We start from the raw sequence: 15,585 nt of genomic DNA, 5'->3' as shown, positions 1-15,585 counted from the left end.
ACGGGAGTTCGCCTCCTGACCACGCGAGTTCCGCCTCCCCTCACGTGAGTTCCGTGCTCAATCACGCAAGTTCCGCCTTCAACCACACGAGTTCCGCCCTCAACCACACGCGATCCCCTCCGGTCACGCGTGTCGTCCATCCAGTCACGCGTGTCGTCCGTTCGGTCAGCCGGCCCACGCGCGGTAGCAAAGGTCCCTTGCTCCCCCTCGGCGCCTGCCCACCGCAAGTAGGTGACTAATTGCGAGGGCCAAGCAGACCCTTCGCGATGTGCGTCACCTGGATCTCGTTGCTTCCCGCGTAGATCATCAGCGACTTCGCGTCCCGCGCCAGTTGCTCCACCCGGTACTCCGCCATGTACCCGTTCCCGCCGAACAACTGCACGGCCTCCATCGCGACCTCGGTGGCCGCCTCCGATGAGTACAGCTTCATCGCGGAAGCCTCGGCCAGCGTCGGCATCTTGCCCGCGCGCAGGGTCTCGATCAGCTGGAACACCATGTTCTGCACGTTGATCCGCGCGACTTCCATCTTCGCGAGCTTGAGCTGGATCAGCTGGAATCGCCCGATCTCCTGGCCCCACAGCTTCCGGTTCTTCGCATAGTCCACGCAAAGCCGGTGACACTCGTTGATGATCCCGAGCGCCAGCGCCGCGACCCCGATCCGCTCGACCGCGAACCCGGACTTCACCTCGGCCTTGCTGTCGCCGTCGCGGCCGGTCTCGGATTCGCCGAGCAGCCGGTCCCGCCCGAGCCGGACGTCGCTGAAGAACAGCTCGCCGGTCGGGGAGGACATCATGCCCATCTTCTTGAACGGTTTGCCCTGCGTGAGCCCGGGCATGCCCTTGTCCAGCACGAACGTCAGAACTTTGCGGTCGCGGACGTCCTTGCCGTCGTCGAGCTTCGCGTAGACGATGATCGTGTCGGCGTACGGGCCATTGGTGATGAAAGTCTTCTGTCCATTGAGGACATATTCGTCACCGTCGCGCCGCACCGACGTCTTCATCCCGCCGAAAGCGTCCGAGCCGGAGTCGGGTTCGGTGATCGCCCACGCGCCGACCTTCTCGAACGTCGCCAGCCCTGGCAGCCAGCGTTCCTTCTGTGCCTGCGTGCCCTTGGTCAGGATCGTCTGCGCGGTCAGCCCGATGCTCACGCCGAGCGAGGCGACGATGCCGAGGCTGACCCCGGCCAGTTCGCTCACCGCGATGAGCGCCATCGCCTCCTGCCCGCCGAACGCGAGTCCACCGCCGTCACCGGAGCCACGCTCCTTCGACAGCAGTTTCGTCACCGATTCCCGCGCGAGCGCGTCGATGCCGAAGGACGTGAACATCTTGCGGATGATGTCGTACGGCGGCAGCGTCCCGCTTTCCAGCGCGTCGAGGTGCGGCCGGATCTCCTTGTCGACGAACTCGCGGATCACGTCCCGGATCAGCAGTTCGGTCTCGGACCACTCGATCACGGCAGCCTCGCGGCGATGTCGTCGATCTCCCAGGCGGCCTCGGTTTCGATCACCTTGACGTCGTGCCAGCCCGCGAGTTCGGAGATCGCGCCGCCCTGCACCGCGAACACCTTGCCGGTGAGCGGGCATTTCTCGGTCGCGAGATAGGCGACCAGCGGCGAGATGTTGGCCGGGGAGAACGCGTCGAACTCCCCTTCCTCGACCTCCTGCGCGAAGATCGCGCCCATGCCCGGCGTCGCCAGGGTGAGCCGCGTGCGCGCGATCGGCGCGATCGCGTTGACCCGCACGCCGTAGCGTTCCAGTTCTTCGGCGGCGACCAGCGTCAGCGCGGCGATGCCCGCCTTCGCCGCGCCGTAGTTCGCTTGCCCCGCGTTCGGCAACGTGACCCCGGACGCCGACGCAGTGTTGATCACCGAGCCCGCCACCCGCTCACCCGCCTTGCTCGCCGACTTCCAGTACGCGGCCGCGTGCCGCAGCATCGCCGCGTGCCCCTTCAAATGCACGGCGATCACGGAATCCCATTGGGACTCCTCCAGTCCGGCGATGAACGCGTCGCGCAGGATGCCCGCGTTGTTCACGACGACGTCCAGCCTGCCGAACTCACCCACCGCCTGCGCGACCAGTTCCTCGGCACCCGCCCAGTCGGCGACGTTGGCCGTGTTCGCCACGGCCTTGCCGCCCGCCGCGCGGATCTCGTCGACGACCTCCTGCGCCGGGCCGGTGTCGGCCCCGCTGCCGTCGTTCGCCCCGCCGAGGTCGTTGACCACGACGCTCGCGCCCTCCCGCGCGAACAGCAGCGCGTGCTCGCGGCCGATCCCCCGGCCGGCACCGGTGATGACGGCGACCCGCCCGTCGAGTGCTCCCATGGCTTTTGCTCCTACTCAGCGAATTCCGCGAGACCGTCTTTGAGCACGACGGTTTCGCCGACGGTGGTTTCGAACGCGTAGCTCCCGCTACCCGCGCTCCAGATGGACGTCGTCAGGTCTTGCCCGGGGAGCACCGGTTTGGCGAACCGCACGGCGAATCGCTTCAGCCTGTCCACATCGGACCCGGCGACCTCGGTCAACAGTGCCCACGAGGTGAACGCCATGGTGCACAGGCCGTGCGCGATGATCCCCGGCAGCCCCGAATCCTTCGCGACCTCTTCGTCGAGATGGATGGGCATGGGATCGCCGGCGGCGGGCGCGTACCGGTAGGTCTGGTCGTCGTCGACGTGCTGACTGACCTTCGCCACCGCTGCCTGTGCGCGAAGCCTGTCGTCGAACTTGTGCTCCGGCCCGAGTTCGCCCCGCGTCTCACCGGTGTCGAACCCGCGCACGAACAAGGTCACGTACTGCTCGTTGACCAGGTCGCCGTCCGCGGTCCGGCATTCGAGGTGAATGGTGCCGCGCGTGCCGTTGGGCAATCCTTCGTAACCGGTCATGCGCGCCCGCGACACGAGTTCGTCGCCGGGGCGGATCGGCCGGTGGAACCGGAACTCCTGTTCCCCGTGCACGATCCGGCCGAACAGCCCGACCGGGACGACCTCGAGCGCGGGTTCCATCAGCGACTCGAACACCGGCACGATCGCGAACACGGGGCTCGCGACGTCCCCGGCGAGATGCGCCGGGATCGGGTCGTTGGTGGCCTTCGCGTACTCGATCAGCCGCTCGCGGGTCACCTCGAACCGGGACTCGCCGGTCCACTTGCCGAGCCCGCCAGGGTCGAACCGCTCGTCGGTCACGCGACCAGCGCCTTGAAGTTCTCGAGGGAGGCGTCGAGGTTCTTCTTGCCGTCCTTCTCGACGGCCTTGCCGAGCGCGCCGACGATCATCTGACCGGCGAACTCCGCGTCGATGCTGGCGAGCGAACCTTCGCCGGACGCCTCCACGGACAGCTCGAACTTGACCTTCACCCCGGCCATCCCGGTCCCGGAGATCGCCAGCTTCGACGGCGCCTCGAACTCGTCGACCGTCCAGGTGATCGTGTTCGGCATCCCGAGCATCGTGACGACCTCGGAAGCCTGCGCGCCCTTGGAGAATTCGGTCGGGACCGCACCCTTCCACTTGGTGTGGATGGTCAGCCACTTCTCGAAGTTGTTGGGGTTGGAGAACTCCGCCCATACCTTGTCGGGAGCGGCGGGGAGTTCGACGGAGGCACTGATCTTGCCCATGGTTCGTCCTTTCGGTGGGATCAGCGCTCAGCGCGCTGGTAGGCGGTGACGACGGCGGCGCCGCCGAGTCCGATGTTGTGCTGCAGCGCGGCTTCGACGCCGTCGACCTGGCGTTTGTCCGCGGTTCCGCGAAGCTGCCAGGTCAGTTCCGCGCATTGTGCGAGGCCGGTGGCGCCGAGCGGGTGACCTTTGGAGATCAGCCCGCCGGACGGGTTGACGACCCACTTGCCGCCATAGGTGGTGTCCCCGGAGTCGATGAGCTTCCCGGCTTCCCCTTCGGCGCAGAGTCCCAGCGCTTCGTAGAGCAGGAGTTCGTTGGCGGAGAAGCAGTCGTGCAGTTCGATGACCTGGAAGTCTTCGGCGCCGAGCCCCGACTGGTCGTACACCTGGCGTGCGGCCTGGACGTTCATGTCATAGCCGATGATGTTCTTCGCGGTGCCGTCGAAGGTGCTGGCGAAGTCGGTGGTCATCGCCTGCCCCACGATCTCCACGGCCCGCCCCGCCAGCCCATGCGAGTCCACAAAGGACTCGCTGGCGAGGATCGCCGCACCGGACCCGTCCGAGGTCGGCGAGCACTGAAGTTTCGTGAGCGGGTCGTAGATCATCCGCGAGTCGAGGATGTCCTGCAGCGAATAGCTTTCCTGGAACTGCGCGTACGGATTGTTCACCGAGTGCCGGTGGTTCTTCTCGCCGATCTTCGCGAAGTGCTCGGCGGTCGTCCCGTAGGTCTTCATGTGTTCGCGTCCAGCCGCGCCGAACATCCACGGCGCCGGCGGGAAGAGCACCTCGGAGATCTCCGCGAGCGCCTGGATGTGCCTGCCCATCGGCTGCTCGCGGTCGTCGTAGGTGGAGCCGAGTGATCCCGGCTGCATCTTCTCGAAGCCGAGCGCGAGCGCGCAGTCCGCGCGGCCGCCCCGGATGGCTTCCGCGGCGAGGTACAGCGCGGTCGACCCGGTCGAGCAGTTGTTGTTGACGTTGACCACCGGAATCCCGGTCATGCCCAGTTCGTAGACCGCCCGCTGTCCGGCGGTCGACTCGCCGTAGACGTAGCCGACGTAGGCCTGTCGCACCTCGTCGAAGGAGATCCCGGCGTCTTCGAGCGCCTTGGTCCCGGACTCCTTGGCCATCTGCGGGTAATCCCAGTCCTCGCGACGTCCGGGCTTCTCGAACTTCGTCATGCCCACGCCGACGACGTACACCTTGTTGGCCACCACGACGCTCCTTGTCGTTGCCGGGTCGCTGCTGCAATTGAAGATACAGACAGGACTGTATTTATCAACCCCTTACATACAGGTCTGAACGGATGTTACTTAGGGCACGTCTCGTGTCAGGTGACGCGGACAGGCGGCTCGCACCCCGGTTAAGCAGGGTGAACACCGCTCAGAGGGGGATTTGATGAAACTTACGAGTTGCACGAGCAGTTCGGCGGCACCTGGCTCTGGAAGGACGGCGTATTGCGGTAACTCGTCCTCCCCGCGGGAATTCACGAAGCGCGCGGGATCGCGATCGCTCAACGGATCCGGATTGGTCACGGGCTGGACTTCGGCACCCGGCCTGCCGAGGACGGCCGCGGTGTGGTCACCCGGCGGACCGGTGACGACGCTTCCCGCGCCTGTCGACGCGTACGGCATCGTGGTGGGCGACAACGGCGAGATCGCGGGAACGCTGCGGGGCGGCGGCCACGACAACACTCCCGTGGTGTGGCGCCGTGGCTAAAGTCGGGATATGGATCCCGAGGAGCTTCGTCAGCGGTTCTCCCAGCTGACCACCGCGCATCTGACCGACGGCTGCGTCCGCGCCGGCATCCCGGTCCGGTGCGCGCCGGCCGGAACGCACGCGGTCGTGCCCGGCGGCCGCGTCGCCGGGCGGGCCACCCCCGCCCGGCACGTCGGCAGCGTCGACGTCTTCCTGGAGGCGTACGAAATCGCGAACCCCGGCGACGTCCTCGTCGTCGACAACGGCGGCAGGCTCGACGAGAGCTGCGTCGGGGACCTCGCGGTCCTTGAAGCGGAAGCGGCCGGGCTGAGCGGCGTCGTCATCTGGGGGCTGCACCGCGACACCGCCGACATCAAGAAGATCGGACTGCCGGTGTTCAGCCTCGGTTCGATCCCGACCGGTCCGCTCTCGGTCTCCGCCCGCCCGGACGGCGCGCTCGAATCGGCCGTCGTCGGGGACTGGACGGTGACCCGCGATGACCTTGTGTTCGGCGACGAGGACGGCGTCCTGTTCATCCCGGCCGATCGGGCGGACGAGGTCCTGGACCGCGCCGAGGCCATCCGCGACACCGAACGGCTCCAGGCCGACCGGATACGCGCCGGAGAGTCCCTTCGCGAGCAGGTGCGCTTCGCCGACTTCCTCGCGGAGCGCACGAAGTCGCCTTCGCTGACGTTCCGGGAGCACCTGCGCGCGGTCGGCGGCGCCATCGAGGAGTAGCCAAAGACGGTTCCCGCTGACCGGCACCGGCCTCGGATCGATAACCTGGAGATTATGGAACTGCGGGATATCGAGATCTTCCTGGCGCTGGCCGAGGAACTGCATTTCGGCCGCACCGCGGAACGCCTGCACGTCTCGCAGGCGCGGGTGAGCCAGACGATCAAACAGGTGGAGCGCCGGATCGGCGCACCGCTGTTCGCCCGCACCAGCAGGCGGGTCCGGCTCACGCCGATCGGCGAACGGCTGCGGGACGACCTCGGCCCCGCCTACCGCGCGCTGCACGAAGGCGTCGACCGCGCCGTCGCGGCCGGGCGCGGGATCGGCGGCGTGCTGCGGCTGGGCTTCGAGGCACCCGGCGTCGCCGATCTGACCGAAGACCTGTTGGACCGCTTCCGGCAGTGCTACCCGGACACGGAACTGGTCATCCGCGAGGCTGATTTCGCCGACCCGGTCGCGATGCTGCGCTCGGGTGAGATCGACGTGCTGGTGACGCTGCTCCCGGCCGACGAACCGGATCTGACGACCGGACCGGCCGTGTACACCGAATCGATGGTGCTCGCGGTGTCGTCGAAACACCCTTTCGCGCGACGGAAATCAGTCACCCTCGACGACCTCGCCCGCGACACCGTCCTTCGCGCGGCGCACCCGCCGGAGCCGTACTGGATCGAGGAACCACGCCACTGGCTGACACCGGCCGGACACCCCGTGACGCGGGGAAAGGCCTTCGCGACGTTTCAGGAATTGCTCGCCGCGATCGCCACCGGCGCCGGCATCTGTCCGCTCGCCGCACACGCCCGGGAGTACTTCATCCACCCGCGAATCCGCTTCGTGCCCTTCGCCGGTTCACCCGACGTGGAGTGGGGCCTCGTCTGGCCGCGCTCCGCCGAGACAGCCCGCGTACAGGCCTTCGCGGCCCTCGCCTCCGCTTCGCGCCCCTGACTCCCCCGCATTTCGTCCTCTGAATGCGCCACTCGCGGAAGGGAGCAAGGGACCTTTGCTATCGCCCGACCGTCGCTATCGCCCGACCGCCCACACGTCCGCCCGCCCACGGTCGCCCGCGAAAACTAGCCGACGACCTTCTGCACCCAGTCCGCCTCGAGCTTCACGACCTGCCCGTTCGCGGAGACGGTCGGCGTGCCGAAGCCGGGACCGTTGCCGAAGTCCTGCTGCAGCGCCGGATCCGTGGAGATCTTCTTGTACGCGTCCTGGATCTGCTGCTCGTAGACGCCACCGTTGACCGCCATCGCGAAGGCGGGGTCGGTGATGCCGACGTCCTGGCCGAGCTTGATCAGCTGCGCCTTGTCGAACCCGCGCCCGCCTTCCTCCGGCTGATCCTTGAACAGCGCGTCGTGGAAGGCGAGGAACTTGCCCGCGTCGGCCGCGGCGAGCGAGGCGTTGGCGGAGTCCAGCGAGTAGCCCGGCGGGTCGGAACGCTGGTTGAGCATCGGCAGCATGTGATACCGGACCTGCAAAGTCCCGTTGTTCACCTGCTCGAAGATCTGGCCGTTGAACTTCTCCTCGAACTGCTTGCAGATCGGGCAGAGGAAGTCGGCGTAGATGTCGACGGTCTTCTTCGCGTCGGGCTTGCCGACGACCACGACGGCCCCGTCTCGCTTCTGGACGACATCAGCCGCCACAGTCGTCGACGACTCGGCCCCGATCACCTTGCCTTCGGTGCTGTCCTTGCTGGACGTCGTCCAGATCACGCCACCGATCACCAGCGCGGCGAGCACGACCACCGCGACGGTGATCGCGACGACCTTCTTCTTGTCGCCGCCCGCCACGCCCCTGGCCTGTGCCACCGAGCGCGACGCCGTCTGCTGCTGCTTGCGTTTCCGAGCGTTGCGCTCAGCTCCACCCACGATTATTCGTTCCCTTCAGCGATACCCACATAGTCGTCGTCCGCGGGGGCGCGAGAGTTCCCGAGCCAGCCGTCCACGGATAGCCAGGTCCGCGGCCGCACGATCAGCCAGACACCCAGTAGCGCGAAACCGAGGTCCCTGGCGATCTCCTGCGGGTACCGCGTCTGATCCGCGGCGATCTGACCGCCACCACCGAAACAGCCGCAATCGATGCTCAATCCGCGTGCCCAGGATTGGGCGATCGCGGCGATGAGCACCGCGAGCGTCAGCACCGACAGCACCGACACCCACCGGGTCACGAACCCGGCGAGCAGGAACAGGCCGAGCGCCAGTTCGACGAGCGGCATCCCGATCGCGACCGGGCGGACGAGCCCGTCCGGCAGGACATCGAAAGCCTGCACCGCGATGTAGGTCTGTCCCGGATCGCTGATCTTCAGCGCTCCGGAAACCAACCAGACGGCGGCCAGTCCGAGCCGGGCGAGTGTGCCCACGGCGTCGAGTACGACTTGGGGCGGTCTACGCACGGGCCTAGGCTAACCGTCGACCCTGAGAACAGTGTGAGGCGGCGGACGGAGGCACCCGATGAGGGGACACGGCCTGCTGATGACCTGCTTGATGCTGGTCACCACGGCGGCCTGTGCCAAGGAGGCCGGTCCGTCGGATTCCCTCGTCGCGCGCGCCGTCGGGTCCAACGAACTCACCATCGGCATCCGCTTCGACCAGCCGGGACTCTCCAAGCGGACGGTCGACGGCCGGTACGTCGGCTTCGACGTCGATGTGGCGAAGTACATCGCGAGCGAATTGGGGGTCGATGACGATCGCATCACCTGGCACGACAGCAAGCCTTCGTCACGCGAGACGGATATTACGTCCGGGATCACGGATCTGATGGTGGCGACTTACTCGATCACCGAGAAACGCAAACAGGTGGTGGCCTTCGCCGGGCCCTATTTCGACACCGGCCAGGATCTGCTCGTCCGCCTCCGGTCGACCGACATCACCGGTCCGGAGAACCTCAACGGCCGCAAGCTGTGCGCCGTGGGCGGCACCACCTCCGCCGAGCAGGTGCGCGACAAGTTCGCCCAGGCCGTCCAGCTCGTCGAGTACCCGCGCTATCAGGACTGCGTCACGGCCTTGCTCGCGGGACAGGTGGACGCGGTGACCACCGACGACGTCATTTTGGCCGGTTACGTGGCGCAGAACCCGGAGTTGCTGAGGGTCGTCGGCAAGCCGTTCTCGAAGGAGAAGTACGGCGTCGGTCTCCGCAAGGACGACACCGAGGGCCGGGCGGCGGTGGCCAGGGCGATCCAGAAGATGATCTCGTCCGGGGAATGGCTCGCCTCGCTGAACCGCAACATCGGCCCGTCCGGCTACCGGATCCCGCCTCCGCCGCAGGTCACCGAGCAGTGACCCTTCCCGATCTGCCGGTTCGCGCCGTCCTGCCCGAACTCGAAGCCGCTCTCGACGCCCGTGGCACCGCGGTGCTCGTCGCACCCCCTGGCACCGGCAAGACCACCTTGGTGCCGCTCGCGCTGGACAACGGCGAAGGCCGGGTGATCGTCGCCGAACCGAGGCGGCTGGCCGCCCGCGCCGCGGCGGCGCGGATGGCGTCCCTGCTGGGCGAACGGGTCGGCGAGACGGTCGGCTATTCGGTTCGCGGCGACCGGAAGGTGTCGTCTTCGACTCGGATCGAAGTGGTGACGTCCGGGTTGCTGGTCCGGCGGGTGCAGGGTGATCCCGAACTGAGCGGGGTTTCGACCGTCCTGCTCGACGAATGCCACGAACGGCATCTCGACGCGGACCTGTTGCTCGCGTTGCTGCTGGACGTGCGGGCCGGTCTGCGGGACGACCTGCGCCTGCTCGCCACATCCGCCACGGTGGCCTCCGGACGGCTGGCCGCGCTGCTCGGCAACGCGCCGGTGATCACCGCGCACGCGAGGACTTATCCGGTCGACGTCTCGTATTCCCCGCCCGCGCGCGGCGAACGAATCGAGGCGACCGTCGCCCGCGTGATCCACAAAGCACTGTCCGAAGGGGACGGTGACGTGCTGGCGTTCTTGCCCGGCGCGGGCGAGATCGCCAGGGTCAACGGTCTGCTCAGCGGCCTGGACGCCGATGTGCTGCCCCTGCACGGACGGCTTCCGGCGGCGAGTCAGGACGACGCGTTGCGCCCGCGCGACCGCCGACGGGTGGTGCTGTCGACGTCGGTCGCCGAATCCAGTCTGACCGTGCCGGGCGTGCGTGCGGTGGTGGACTGCGGACTGTCGCGGGTGCCCCGTGTCGATCACCGGCGCGGCCTGCCGGGGCTGGCGACGGTCCGCGTTTCGGCCGCGGTCGCCGAGCAGCGCGCAGGCCGTGCCGGACGTGAGGCGCCGGGACGGGTGTACCGGTGCTGGGCGGCGCACGAACAGGGTTCCCTGCCCGCCTATCCCGAACCCGAGATCCGGACGGCCGAACTGGCGCGCTTCGCGTTGGAGCTCGCGTGCTGGTCCACTCCGGACGGTTCCGGCCTCTCCTGGTGGGATCCGCCCGGCGAAGGCGCGCTGGCCGCCGGGCGTGCCTTGCTGACCACACTCGGGGCGACCGCGGAAGACGGGACGGTGACCGAACGCGGCCGGAAAATGGCCGGACTGGGCCTGCATCCGCGGCTGGCGAGGGCACTGCTGGACGGCGCGGCGCGGACCAACGCGCGTTCGGCGGCCGAAGTCGTCGCGCTGCTGGACAGCGGCGGCACGCTGACCGACCTCGAAGCCGAACTGCGGCGAGTGCGCGGCGACGAGCGCTGGAAGCGCGACGTGCGGCGGCTTGCCAAACTGGTGCCCGACGGCGGCAACGCCTCCGATCCGGCGCTGGTCGTCGCGCTGGCGCATCCCGAGCGGCTCGCGCGACGGCGTGCCGCGGGGACACCGGTGTACCTGATGGCAGGCGGGACGGCGGCCGAGCTTCCGCGCGGCAGCGGACTCGCCGACGTCGAATGGCTGGCGGTGGCCGAAGCGACCCGGGATCCCGGCCGCGCGCAGGGCATCATCCGGCTGGCCGCCCCCGCGGACGAAGACCTCGCTGTGCGCGCCGCACCGAATCTGCTGTCCTCTGTGGACGAAGTGCGCTGGTCTTCGGGTGACGTCGTGGCGCGTTCCTTACGGCGACTCGGGGCGATCTTGCTTTCGGAGAAACCGCTGCGCTCGCCCGCGCCGGACGCGATCCGCGCCGCGCTACTGGACGGCTTGCGCACCGAAGGGCTCGGGCTGCTGCGATGGACGGAGGACGGGCGGCGACTGCGCGAACGGCTGGCCTTCCTGCATCGAGTGCTCGGCTCGCCTTGGCCCGCGGTGGATTCGACGACGCTGTTGTCCACTTTGGATAGCTGGCTCGATCTGGGCACGGCGCGTCGCCGGTCGGATCTGGCTTCGCTGGACGCGGGTGCCGCGCTGCGCGGGCTGCTGCCCTGGCCCGAAGCGTCGCGTTTGGACGAACTTGCGCCGGACCGGCTGGAGGTGCCATCGGGTTCACGGATCCGCGTCGACTACTCGGGTGAGCAGCCGGTGCTGGCCGTGAAACTGCAGGAGACCTTCGGCTGGCTCGCGACGCCGGACCTGGCGGGCGTCCCCGTCGTGCTGCACCTGCTGTCGCCCGCCGGACGGCCCGCCGCGGTCACCGCCGATCTGGAATCCTTCTGGCGCAACGGTTACGCGGCAGTGCGTGCCGATCTCCGCGGACGCTACCCGAAGCATCCCTGGCCCGAAGACCCGATGAACACCGCACCCACCCGGCGAACCACCCGGCGCGGCGGGACCTGACCGCTCAGTCCATCAACTGGTGCTGAGGCCGGGTCGGCAGTCGCGCCGCCAGCTCCTCGTCGTCCTCACGCTCGCTCAGCCCCAGCTGCACCGCGCTCCGGATCTGCTCCCGGTTCTCCCGCACCACGTGCGCGAAGAACTCGTCGGTCCGCGGATCGATCAGCACCTCGAGGATCACGCGCATCGCGGTGTCGATCACCGACCGCACCACCTCGTCGTGGAACGGCAGCTTCGAAAGCCGCCCGGCCTGCGGGTCGTTCTTGAGCTTCTCGGCGATGATCCCCCGCAGCAGCGATTGGTTCTCACCGAGAGAGCGCGCGAGGTTCTGCGGATAGTTCCCGGTTTCCAGCACCTTCACGACCTCGTCGAGCACCGCGATCGTGATCGGCTTCTTGATCGCCAGCACGATCGGCCGCGAAAGCCGTTCGACCAGCCGCTGGGTGAACCGCTCCCCGAACGCGCGGTCCGCCGTACGGGCGAGCCGGATCAGCACCACGACGATCCGCAGCAGCCGGAACCCGCGCAGCGCCGGATGCGCGACGGGGATCATGCCGAGGATCTCGTACCAGTTGCGCAGCGGGAACCGCTTCTCCCAGCCGGTGCGCCGCCACCGCCACAGGAATTCCAGCGCGAAGATCCCGCACACCACGGCGTCGATGATGAAGACACGATGCGCCGTCTCCTCCGAATGAGGGAAGAACATCACGTAGACGAGCAGCCCGACGGAGAACACGGCGAGTACGAGCATCACCAGGTCGAGCGGATTCACGCGCCGTTGTTCGCGGGTGGTCATGGCGCCGATTGTGCCTTTCCGCGGTGACTCGTGCCGAGCGGTACCTGTCGAAAGTAAGGGATGGCCGATGACTTCGGGTCAATGCCCTCAGGTGTCCCCGTGTCGGAGGATTCAGGGACACGAAGGAGGACGCGGATGATCACGCTTCGAGGACTCACGAAGCGCTATGGCGAGAAGACGGTGGTCGACGGGCTGACGTTCGCCGTCGAGCCGGGCAAGGTGACCGGTTTCCTCGGTCCCAACGGCGCGGGCAAGTCGACGACCATGCGGATGACGATCGGCCTCGACGCGCCGAGCGCGGGTGAGGTCCGGATCGGCGGCGAGACGTACGCGGACCTGCGGTATCCGCTGCGCGAGGTCGGCGCGCTACTCGAGGCCAAAGCACTGCATCCGGGGCGGAGCGCGGGCAAGCACCTCCTGGCCATGGCGCGCAGCAACGGGATCCCGGTGAGCCGGGTGGACGAGGTGCTCGCGACGGTCGGCCTCACCGACGTCGCGGGCAAACGAGCCGGGACGTTCTCACTCGGTATGGGGCAGCGGCTCGGGATCGCCGGCGCGCTGCTGGGCGACCCGGGCGTGCTGATGTTCGACGAACCGGTCAACGGCCTCGATCCCGACGGCGTCCGCTGGGTGCGGCAACTGATGCGATCGCTCGCGGAGGAGGGCCGCACGGTGTTCGTGTCGAGTCATCTGATGAGCGAGATGCAGCTGACCGCCGACAGGCTGGTCGTCATCGGCAAGGGAAAGCTGCTCGCCGACGCGCCGGTCGACGAATTCATCGCGGGCAATTCGCGGACCTCGGTCGCGGTGCGGGTGCCCGCCCCCGCCGACCTGCGCACGCTCGAACAACGACTGCGTGCCCTCGGCGCGACCACGGAATCCGATCAGGACGAACTGATCGTGCACGACGTGGGTGTGCACCTCGTCGGTGACGCGGTGCACGAACTCGGGATCCGCGTGCACGGGCTGGCCGAGCGGACCGCGTCACTGGAACAGGCATACATGGAACTGACCGCATCTTCGGTCGAATACGGAACGGGAGTCGCGGCATGAAGTCACTCATGGTCCTGGTGGCGGTGATCGCCGGCCTGCTGGGGGTGCCGGCGGCCGCGTCGGCGGCACCGAATCTGTCACTACCCGCGCCGGGTGGCCCGTTGCCGATCGGGATGCGCACGCTGCATCTCACCGATCAGCGGCGAGCCGACCCCTGGGTGCCCGAGAAGCGGCGCGAACTGATGGTCAACGTCTGGTACCCGGCCGTTCCGCTCGGACGCGCGCCGCTGTACATGACGCACGCCGAGTCGGCGGCGGCGGTCGCCGGACGGAAGATCGACGTGCCGCCGGACACGCTGAGCAAGGTGCGGGTCCACTCCCGCGAGAACGCGCCTGCCCTGCCCGGACGACGTCCGCTGGTGGTGCTTTCGCCGGGCGCGGGCAACAACCGGATCACGCTGACCTCGGTGGCCGAACACCTTGCCGCACAAGGTTTCGTGGTCGCCGGCATCGACCACGCCTACGAAGCCTGGGCGACGGAGTTTCCCGACGGACTGCGCCAGTGCGTCGCTTGTACACGACCGAACGACCCTTGGCCCGCCGCGATCGCGAACCGCGCGATCGACACGTCGTTCGCCATCGACACCCTGCTGAAGGACCGTCGCTGGTCGATCGACGCCAGGAAGATCGGGATGGCCGGTCACTCGGCCGGAGGTTCGGCGACCGCCACCGCGATGGCCGCCGACCGGCGGATCAAGGCGGGCGTGAACGTCGACGGCCCGTTCTTCGGCATCGCCTCCCTCGACCGGCCGTTCCTGCTGCTGACCAGCCCGACCGGCGAAAAGTACTACCGCACGTCGTGGAACGAGACCTGGCCGCGGCTCACCGGGCCGAAGGAGCAGGACCTCGTGGAGGACAGCGGCCATTCGTCGATGACCGACGCGGCGATCCTGGTCGACCAGCTGGGGCTGCGGCCGCATATGCCGCCGGCCGAGATCGAGAACCAGTACGGCTCGATCGATTCGTGGAAGGCGCTGGACTTCTTCCGTGACCGGCTGACCGGCTTCTTCAAGCAGTGGAGCGCACGATGAACACGATCTCTTCGGAATGGACCAAGTTCTGGTCGGTCCGGTCCACCTGGTGGTGCCTGATCAGCGGGCTCTTCCTGATGCTCGCCTATTCCGGCGCACTGGGCCTGGCCGCGAACGCCGGCGTCGAACGCTCGATGGCTCCGCACGCCGTGGTCGCCGGAGCGGCGTTCTACCTAACGCAGTTCGCCGTGGTCGCGCTGGCGACGCTGTTCATCACGAGCGAGTACGCCAGCGGCAGCATCCGCTCGACCCTGCAGTGGGTCCCGGTGCGGAACCGGGTCCTCGCGGCGAAATCGGCCGTCCTGCTGCCGGTGCTGTTCGGCTACGGCGTCCTGAACACCCTCGCCGGCGTGGCGATCTCGGCACCGCTGATCTCCGCACGGGATTCTTCGGTGGGCGAGGTCCTCGCGACTTCGGCGGGTATGGGCGGCTACTTCGCGCTGCTGGGGCTGCTCTGCCTCGGCCTGGGGACGGCGCTGCGAAGCACGGCGGGGACGATCGTGACGGTCTTCGTGCTGCTGGTGATGATCCCGATGTTCGCCGGTTCGCTGGGTGGTGAGGACATCGTGAACTACTTCCCCGGCTTCGCGGGGGTCAACGCGATGGTGCCTTCCGGACAGCCGAACCCATTCTTCGGCGGCGTCTCGCCCTACGCGCCCTGGGTCGGCATCGCGCTCTGCATGGCGTGGGCGGCGGCCGGTCTCGTCGCCGGTTCCACCGTGCTGCGGCGGCGCGACGCCTGAGGGAGAGCAAGGGACCTTTGCTCTCGTTTGTCTCAACGTTGAGAGAAGCGAGAGCAAAGGTTCCTTGCTCTCCCAGCACAGCGGGACGACTGTGGTGACCGTGTGGATTTCGGGTCATCCAACGCACCAAAATCCGCACAGTCAGTACGCATCACTACGCGGAGTACCGGGGGGGGGGGGGGGGGGGGGGGCGAAACGACCCCCCCCCCCCCCCCCCCCCCCCCAGGGAAGGAAAAGAAAAAGCCCCCCCTCCCCCGCGAAGAAAAAAA

Annotated in this window: 16 protein-coding genes; 8 read left to right on the top strand and 8 right to left on the bottom strand. The window is 68.1% G+C overall.

Features of this window, described 5'->3' with window-relative positions; genetic code table 11:
* Positions 1–235 precede the first annotated feature (235 nt).
* From ACZ6DT_RS32490 to ACZ6DT_RS32470, 5 genes are read right to left on the bottom strand one after another with little or no spacing between them, the layout of a single operon-like run.
* Complete coding sequence (locus ACZ6DT_RS32490) at positions 236–1,453, bottom strand: acyl-CoA dehydrogenase family protein (RefSeq protein ID WP_465602461.1); 1,218 nt, start codon at positions 1,451–1,453, stop codon at positions 236–238.
* Positions 1,450–2,319, bottom strand: coding sequence for an SDR family oxidoreductase (locus tag ACZ6DT_RS32485; protein ID WP_465602460.1), 870 nt, complete (start codon positions 2,317–2,319; stop codon positions 1,450–1,452). The genes ACZ6DT_RS32490 and ACZ6DT_RS32485 overlap by 4 nt, the downstream gene beginning before the upstream one ends.
* Positions 2,320–2,330: 11 nt before the next feature.
* Entirely contained in the window at positions 2,331–3,176 is an 846-nt protein-coding gene (locus tag ACZ6DT_RS32480; protein WP_465602458.1) for a MaoC/PaaZ C-terminal domain-containing protein, read from the bottom strand.
* The gene (locus ACZ6DT_RS32475) at positions 3,173–3,604 is read right to left on the bottom strand and encodes a type II toxin-antitoxin system Rv0910 family toxin (protein WP_465602457.1); all 432 of its coding nucleotides are present in this window, start codon (positions 3,602–3,604) and stop codon (positions 3,173–3,175) included. Before ACZ6DT_RS32475 ends, ACZ6DT_RS32480 begins: the two co-directional genes overlap by 4 nt.
* Before the next feature lie 20 nt (positions 3,605–3,624).
* Complete coding sequence (locus ACZ6DT_RS32470) at positions 3,625–4,818, bottom strand: lipid-transfer protein (RefSeq protein ID WP_465602455.1); 1,194 nt, start codon at positions 4,816–4,818, stop codon at positions 3,625–3,627.
* A 310-nt stretch (positions 4,819–5,128) separates the two neighbouring features.
* Between ACZ6DT_RS32470 and ACZ6DT_RS32465 the strand changes: the two genes are divergently transcribed.
* The 3 genes from ACZ6DT_RS32465 to ACZ6DT_RS32455 are packed head-to-tail and all read left to right on the top strand — an operon-like array spanning position 5,129 to position 6,976.
* A complete protein-coding gene (locus ACZ6DT_RS32465) occupies positions 5,129–5,320 on the top strand; it encodes a hypothetical protein (protein WP_465602453.1) in 192 nt (63 codons plus the stop codon).
* A 9-nt stretch (positions 5,321–5,329) separates the two neighbouring features.
* Positions 5,330–6,037, top strand: a complete 708-nt coding sequence (locus ACZ6DT_RS32460) for an RraA family protein (RefSeq protein WP_465602451.1) — start codon at positions 5,330–5,332, stop codon at positions 6,035–6,037.
* 54 nt (positions 6,038–6,091) lie between these two features.
* Positions 6,092–6,976: a LysR family transcriptional regulator gene (locus ACZ6DT_RS32455; protein ID WP_465602449.1), complete on the top strand. Its 885-nt coding sequence runs from the start codon at positions 6,092–6,094 to the stop codon at positions 6,974–6,976.
* Between the two features lie 125 nt (positions 6,977–7,101).
* Here the strand turns inward: ACZ6DT_RS32455 and ACZ6DT_RS32450 are convergent, their stop codons facing one another.
* Both ACZ6DT_RS32450 and ACZ6DT_RS32445 read right to left on the bottom strand, forming a co-directional pair.
* The gene (locus ACZ6DT_RS32450; RefSeq protein WP_465602447.1) at positions 7,102–7,899 is read right to left on the bottom strand and encodes a DsbA family protein; all 798 of its coding nucleotides are present in this window, start codon (positions 7,897–7,899) and stop codon (positions 7,102–7,104) included.
* Between the two features lie 2 nt (positions 7,900–7,901).
* On the bottom strand, positions 7,902–8,390 hold the full coding sequence (locus ACZ6DT_RS32445; protein ID WP_219154062.1) for a MauE/DoxX family redox-associated membrane protein: 489 nt from the start codon (positions 8,388–8,390) through the stop codon (positions 7,902–7,904).
* Between the two features lie 91 nt (positions 8,391–8,481).
* On the opposite strand from ACZ6DT_RS32445, the gene ACZ6DT_RS32440 reads away from it, so the two are divergent.
* The gene (locus ACZ6DT_RS32440) at positions 8,482–9,309 is read left to right on the top strand and encodes a glutamate ABC transporter substrate-binding protein (protein ID WP_465602445.1); all 828 of its coding nucleotides are present in this window, start codon (positions 8,482–8,484) and stop codon (positions 9,307–9,309) included.
* The gene (gene hrpB / locus ACZ6DT_RS32435; RefSeq protein ID WP_465602444.1) at positions 9,306–11,696 is read left to right on the top strand and encodes an ATP-dependent helicase HrpB; all 2,391 of its coding nucleotides are present in this window, start codon (positions 9,306–9,308) and stop codon (positions 11,694–11,696) included. Before ACZ6DT_RS32440 ends, hrpB begins: the two co-directional genes overlap by 4 nt.
* Before the next feature lie 4 nt (positions 11,697–11,700).
* On the opposite strand, the gene ACZ6DT_RS32430 is transcribed toward hrpB, so the two are convergent.
* A complete protein-coding gene (locus ACZ6DT_RS32430; protein ID WP_465602442.1) occupies positions 11,701–12,489 on the bottom strand; it encodes an ion transporter in 789 nt (262 codons plus the stop codon).
* A 135-nt stretch (positions 12,490–12,624) separates the two neighbouring features.
* Between ACZ6DT_RS32430 and ACZ6DT_RS32425 the strand changes: the two genes are divergently transcribed.
* The 3 genes from ACZ6DT_RS32425 to ACZ6DT_RS32415 are packed head-to-tail and all read left to right on the top strand — an operon-like array spanning position 12,625 to position 15,316.
* Positions 12,625–13,542 carry an ATP-binding cassette domain-containing protein gene (locus ACZ6DT_RS32425; RefSeq protein WP_465602440.1) on the top strand — a complete coding sequence of 306 codons (918 nt, stop codon included), beginning with the start codon at positions 12,625–12,627 and terminating at the stop codon, positions 13,540–13,542.
* On the top strand, positions 13,539–14,573 hold the full coding sequence (locus ACZ6DT_RS32420) for an alpha/beta hydrolase family protein (protein ID WP_465602438.1): 1,035 nt from the start codon (positions 13,539–13,541) through the stop codon (positions 14,571–14,573). The genes ACZ6DT_RS32425 and ACZ6DT_RS32420 overlap by 4 nt, the downstream gene beginning before the upstream one ends.
* Positions 14,570–15,316, top strand: coding sequence for an ABC transporter permease (locus ACZ6DT_RS32415; RefSeq protein WP_465602436.1), 747 nt, complete (start codon positions 14,570–14,572; stop codon positions 15,314–15,316). Before ACZ6DT_RS32420 ends, ACZ6DT_RS32415 begins: the two co-directional genes overlap by 4 nt.
* Positions 15,317–15,585 lie beyond the last annotated feature (269 nt).

Source organism: Amycolatopsis sp. NPDC041971 (assembly GCF_055588925.1).
This window is presented reverse-complemented; position numbering and strand designations above follow the sequence as displayed.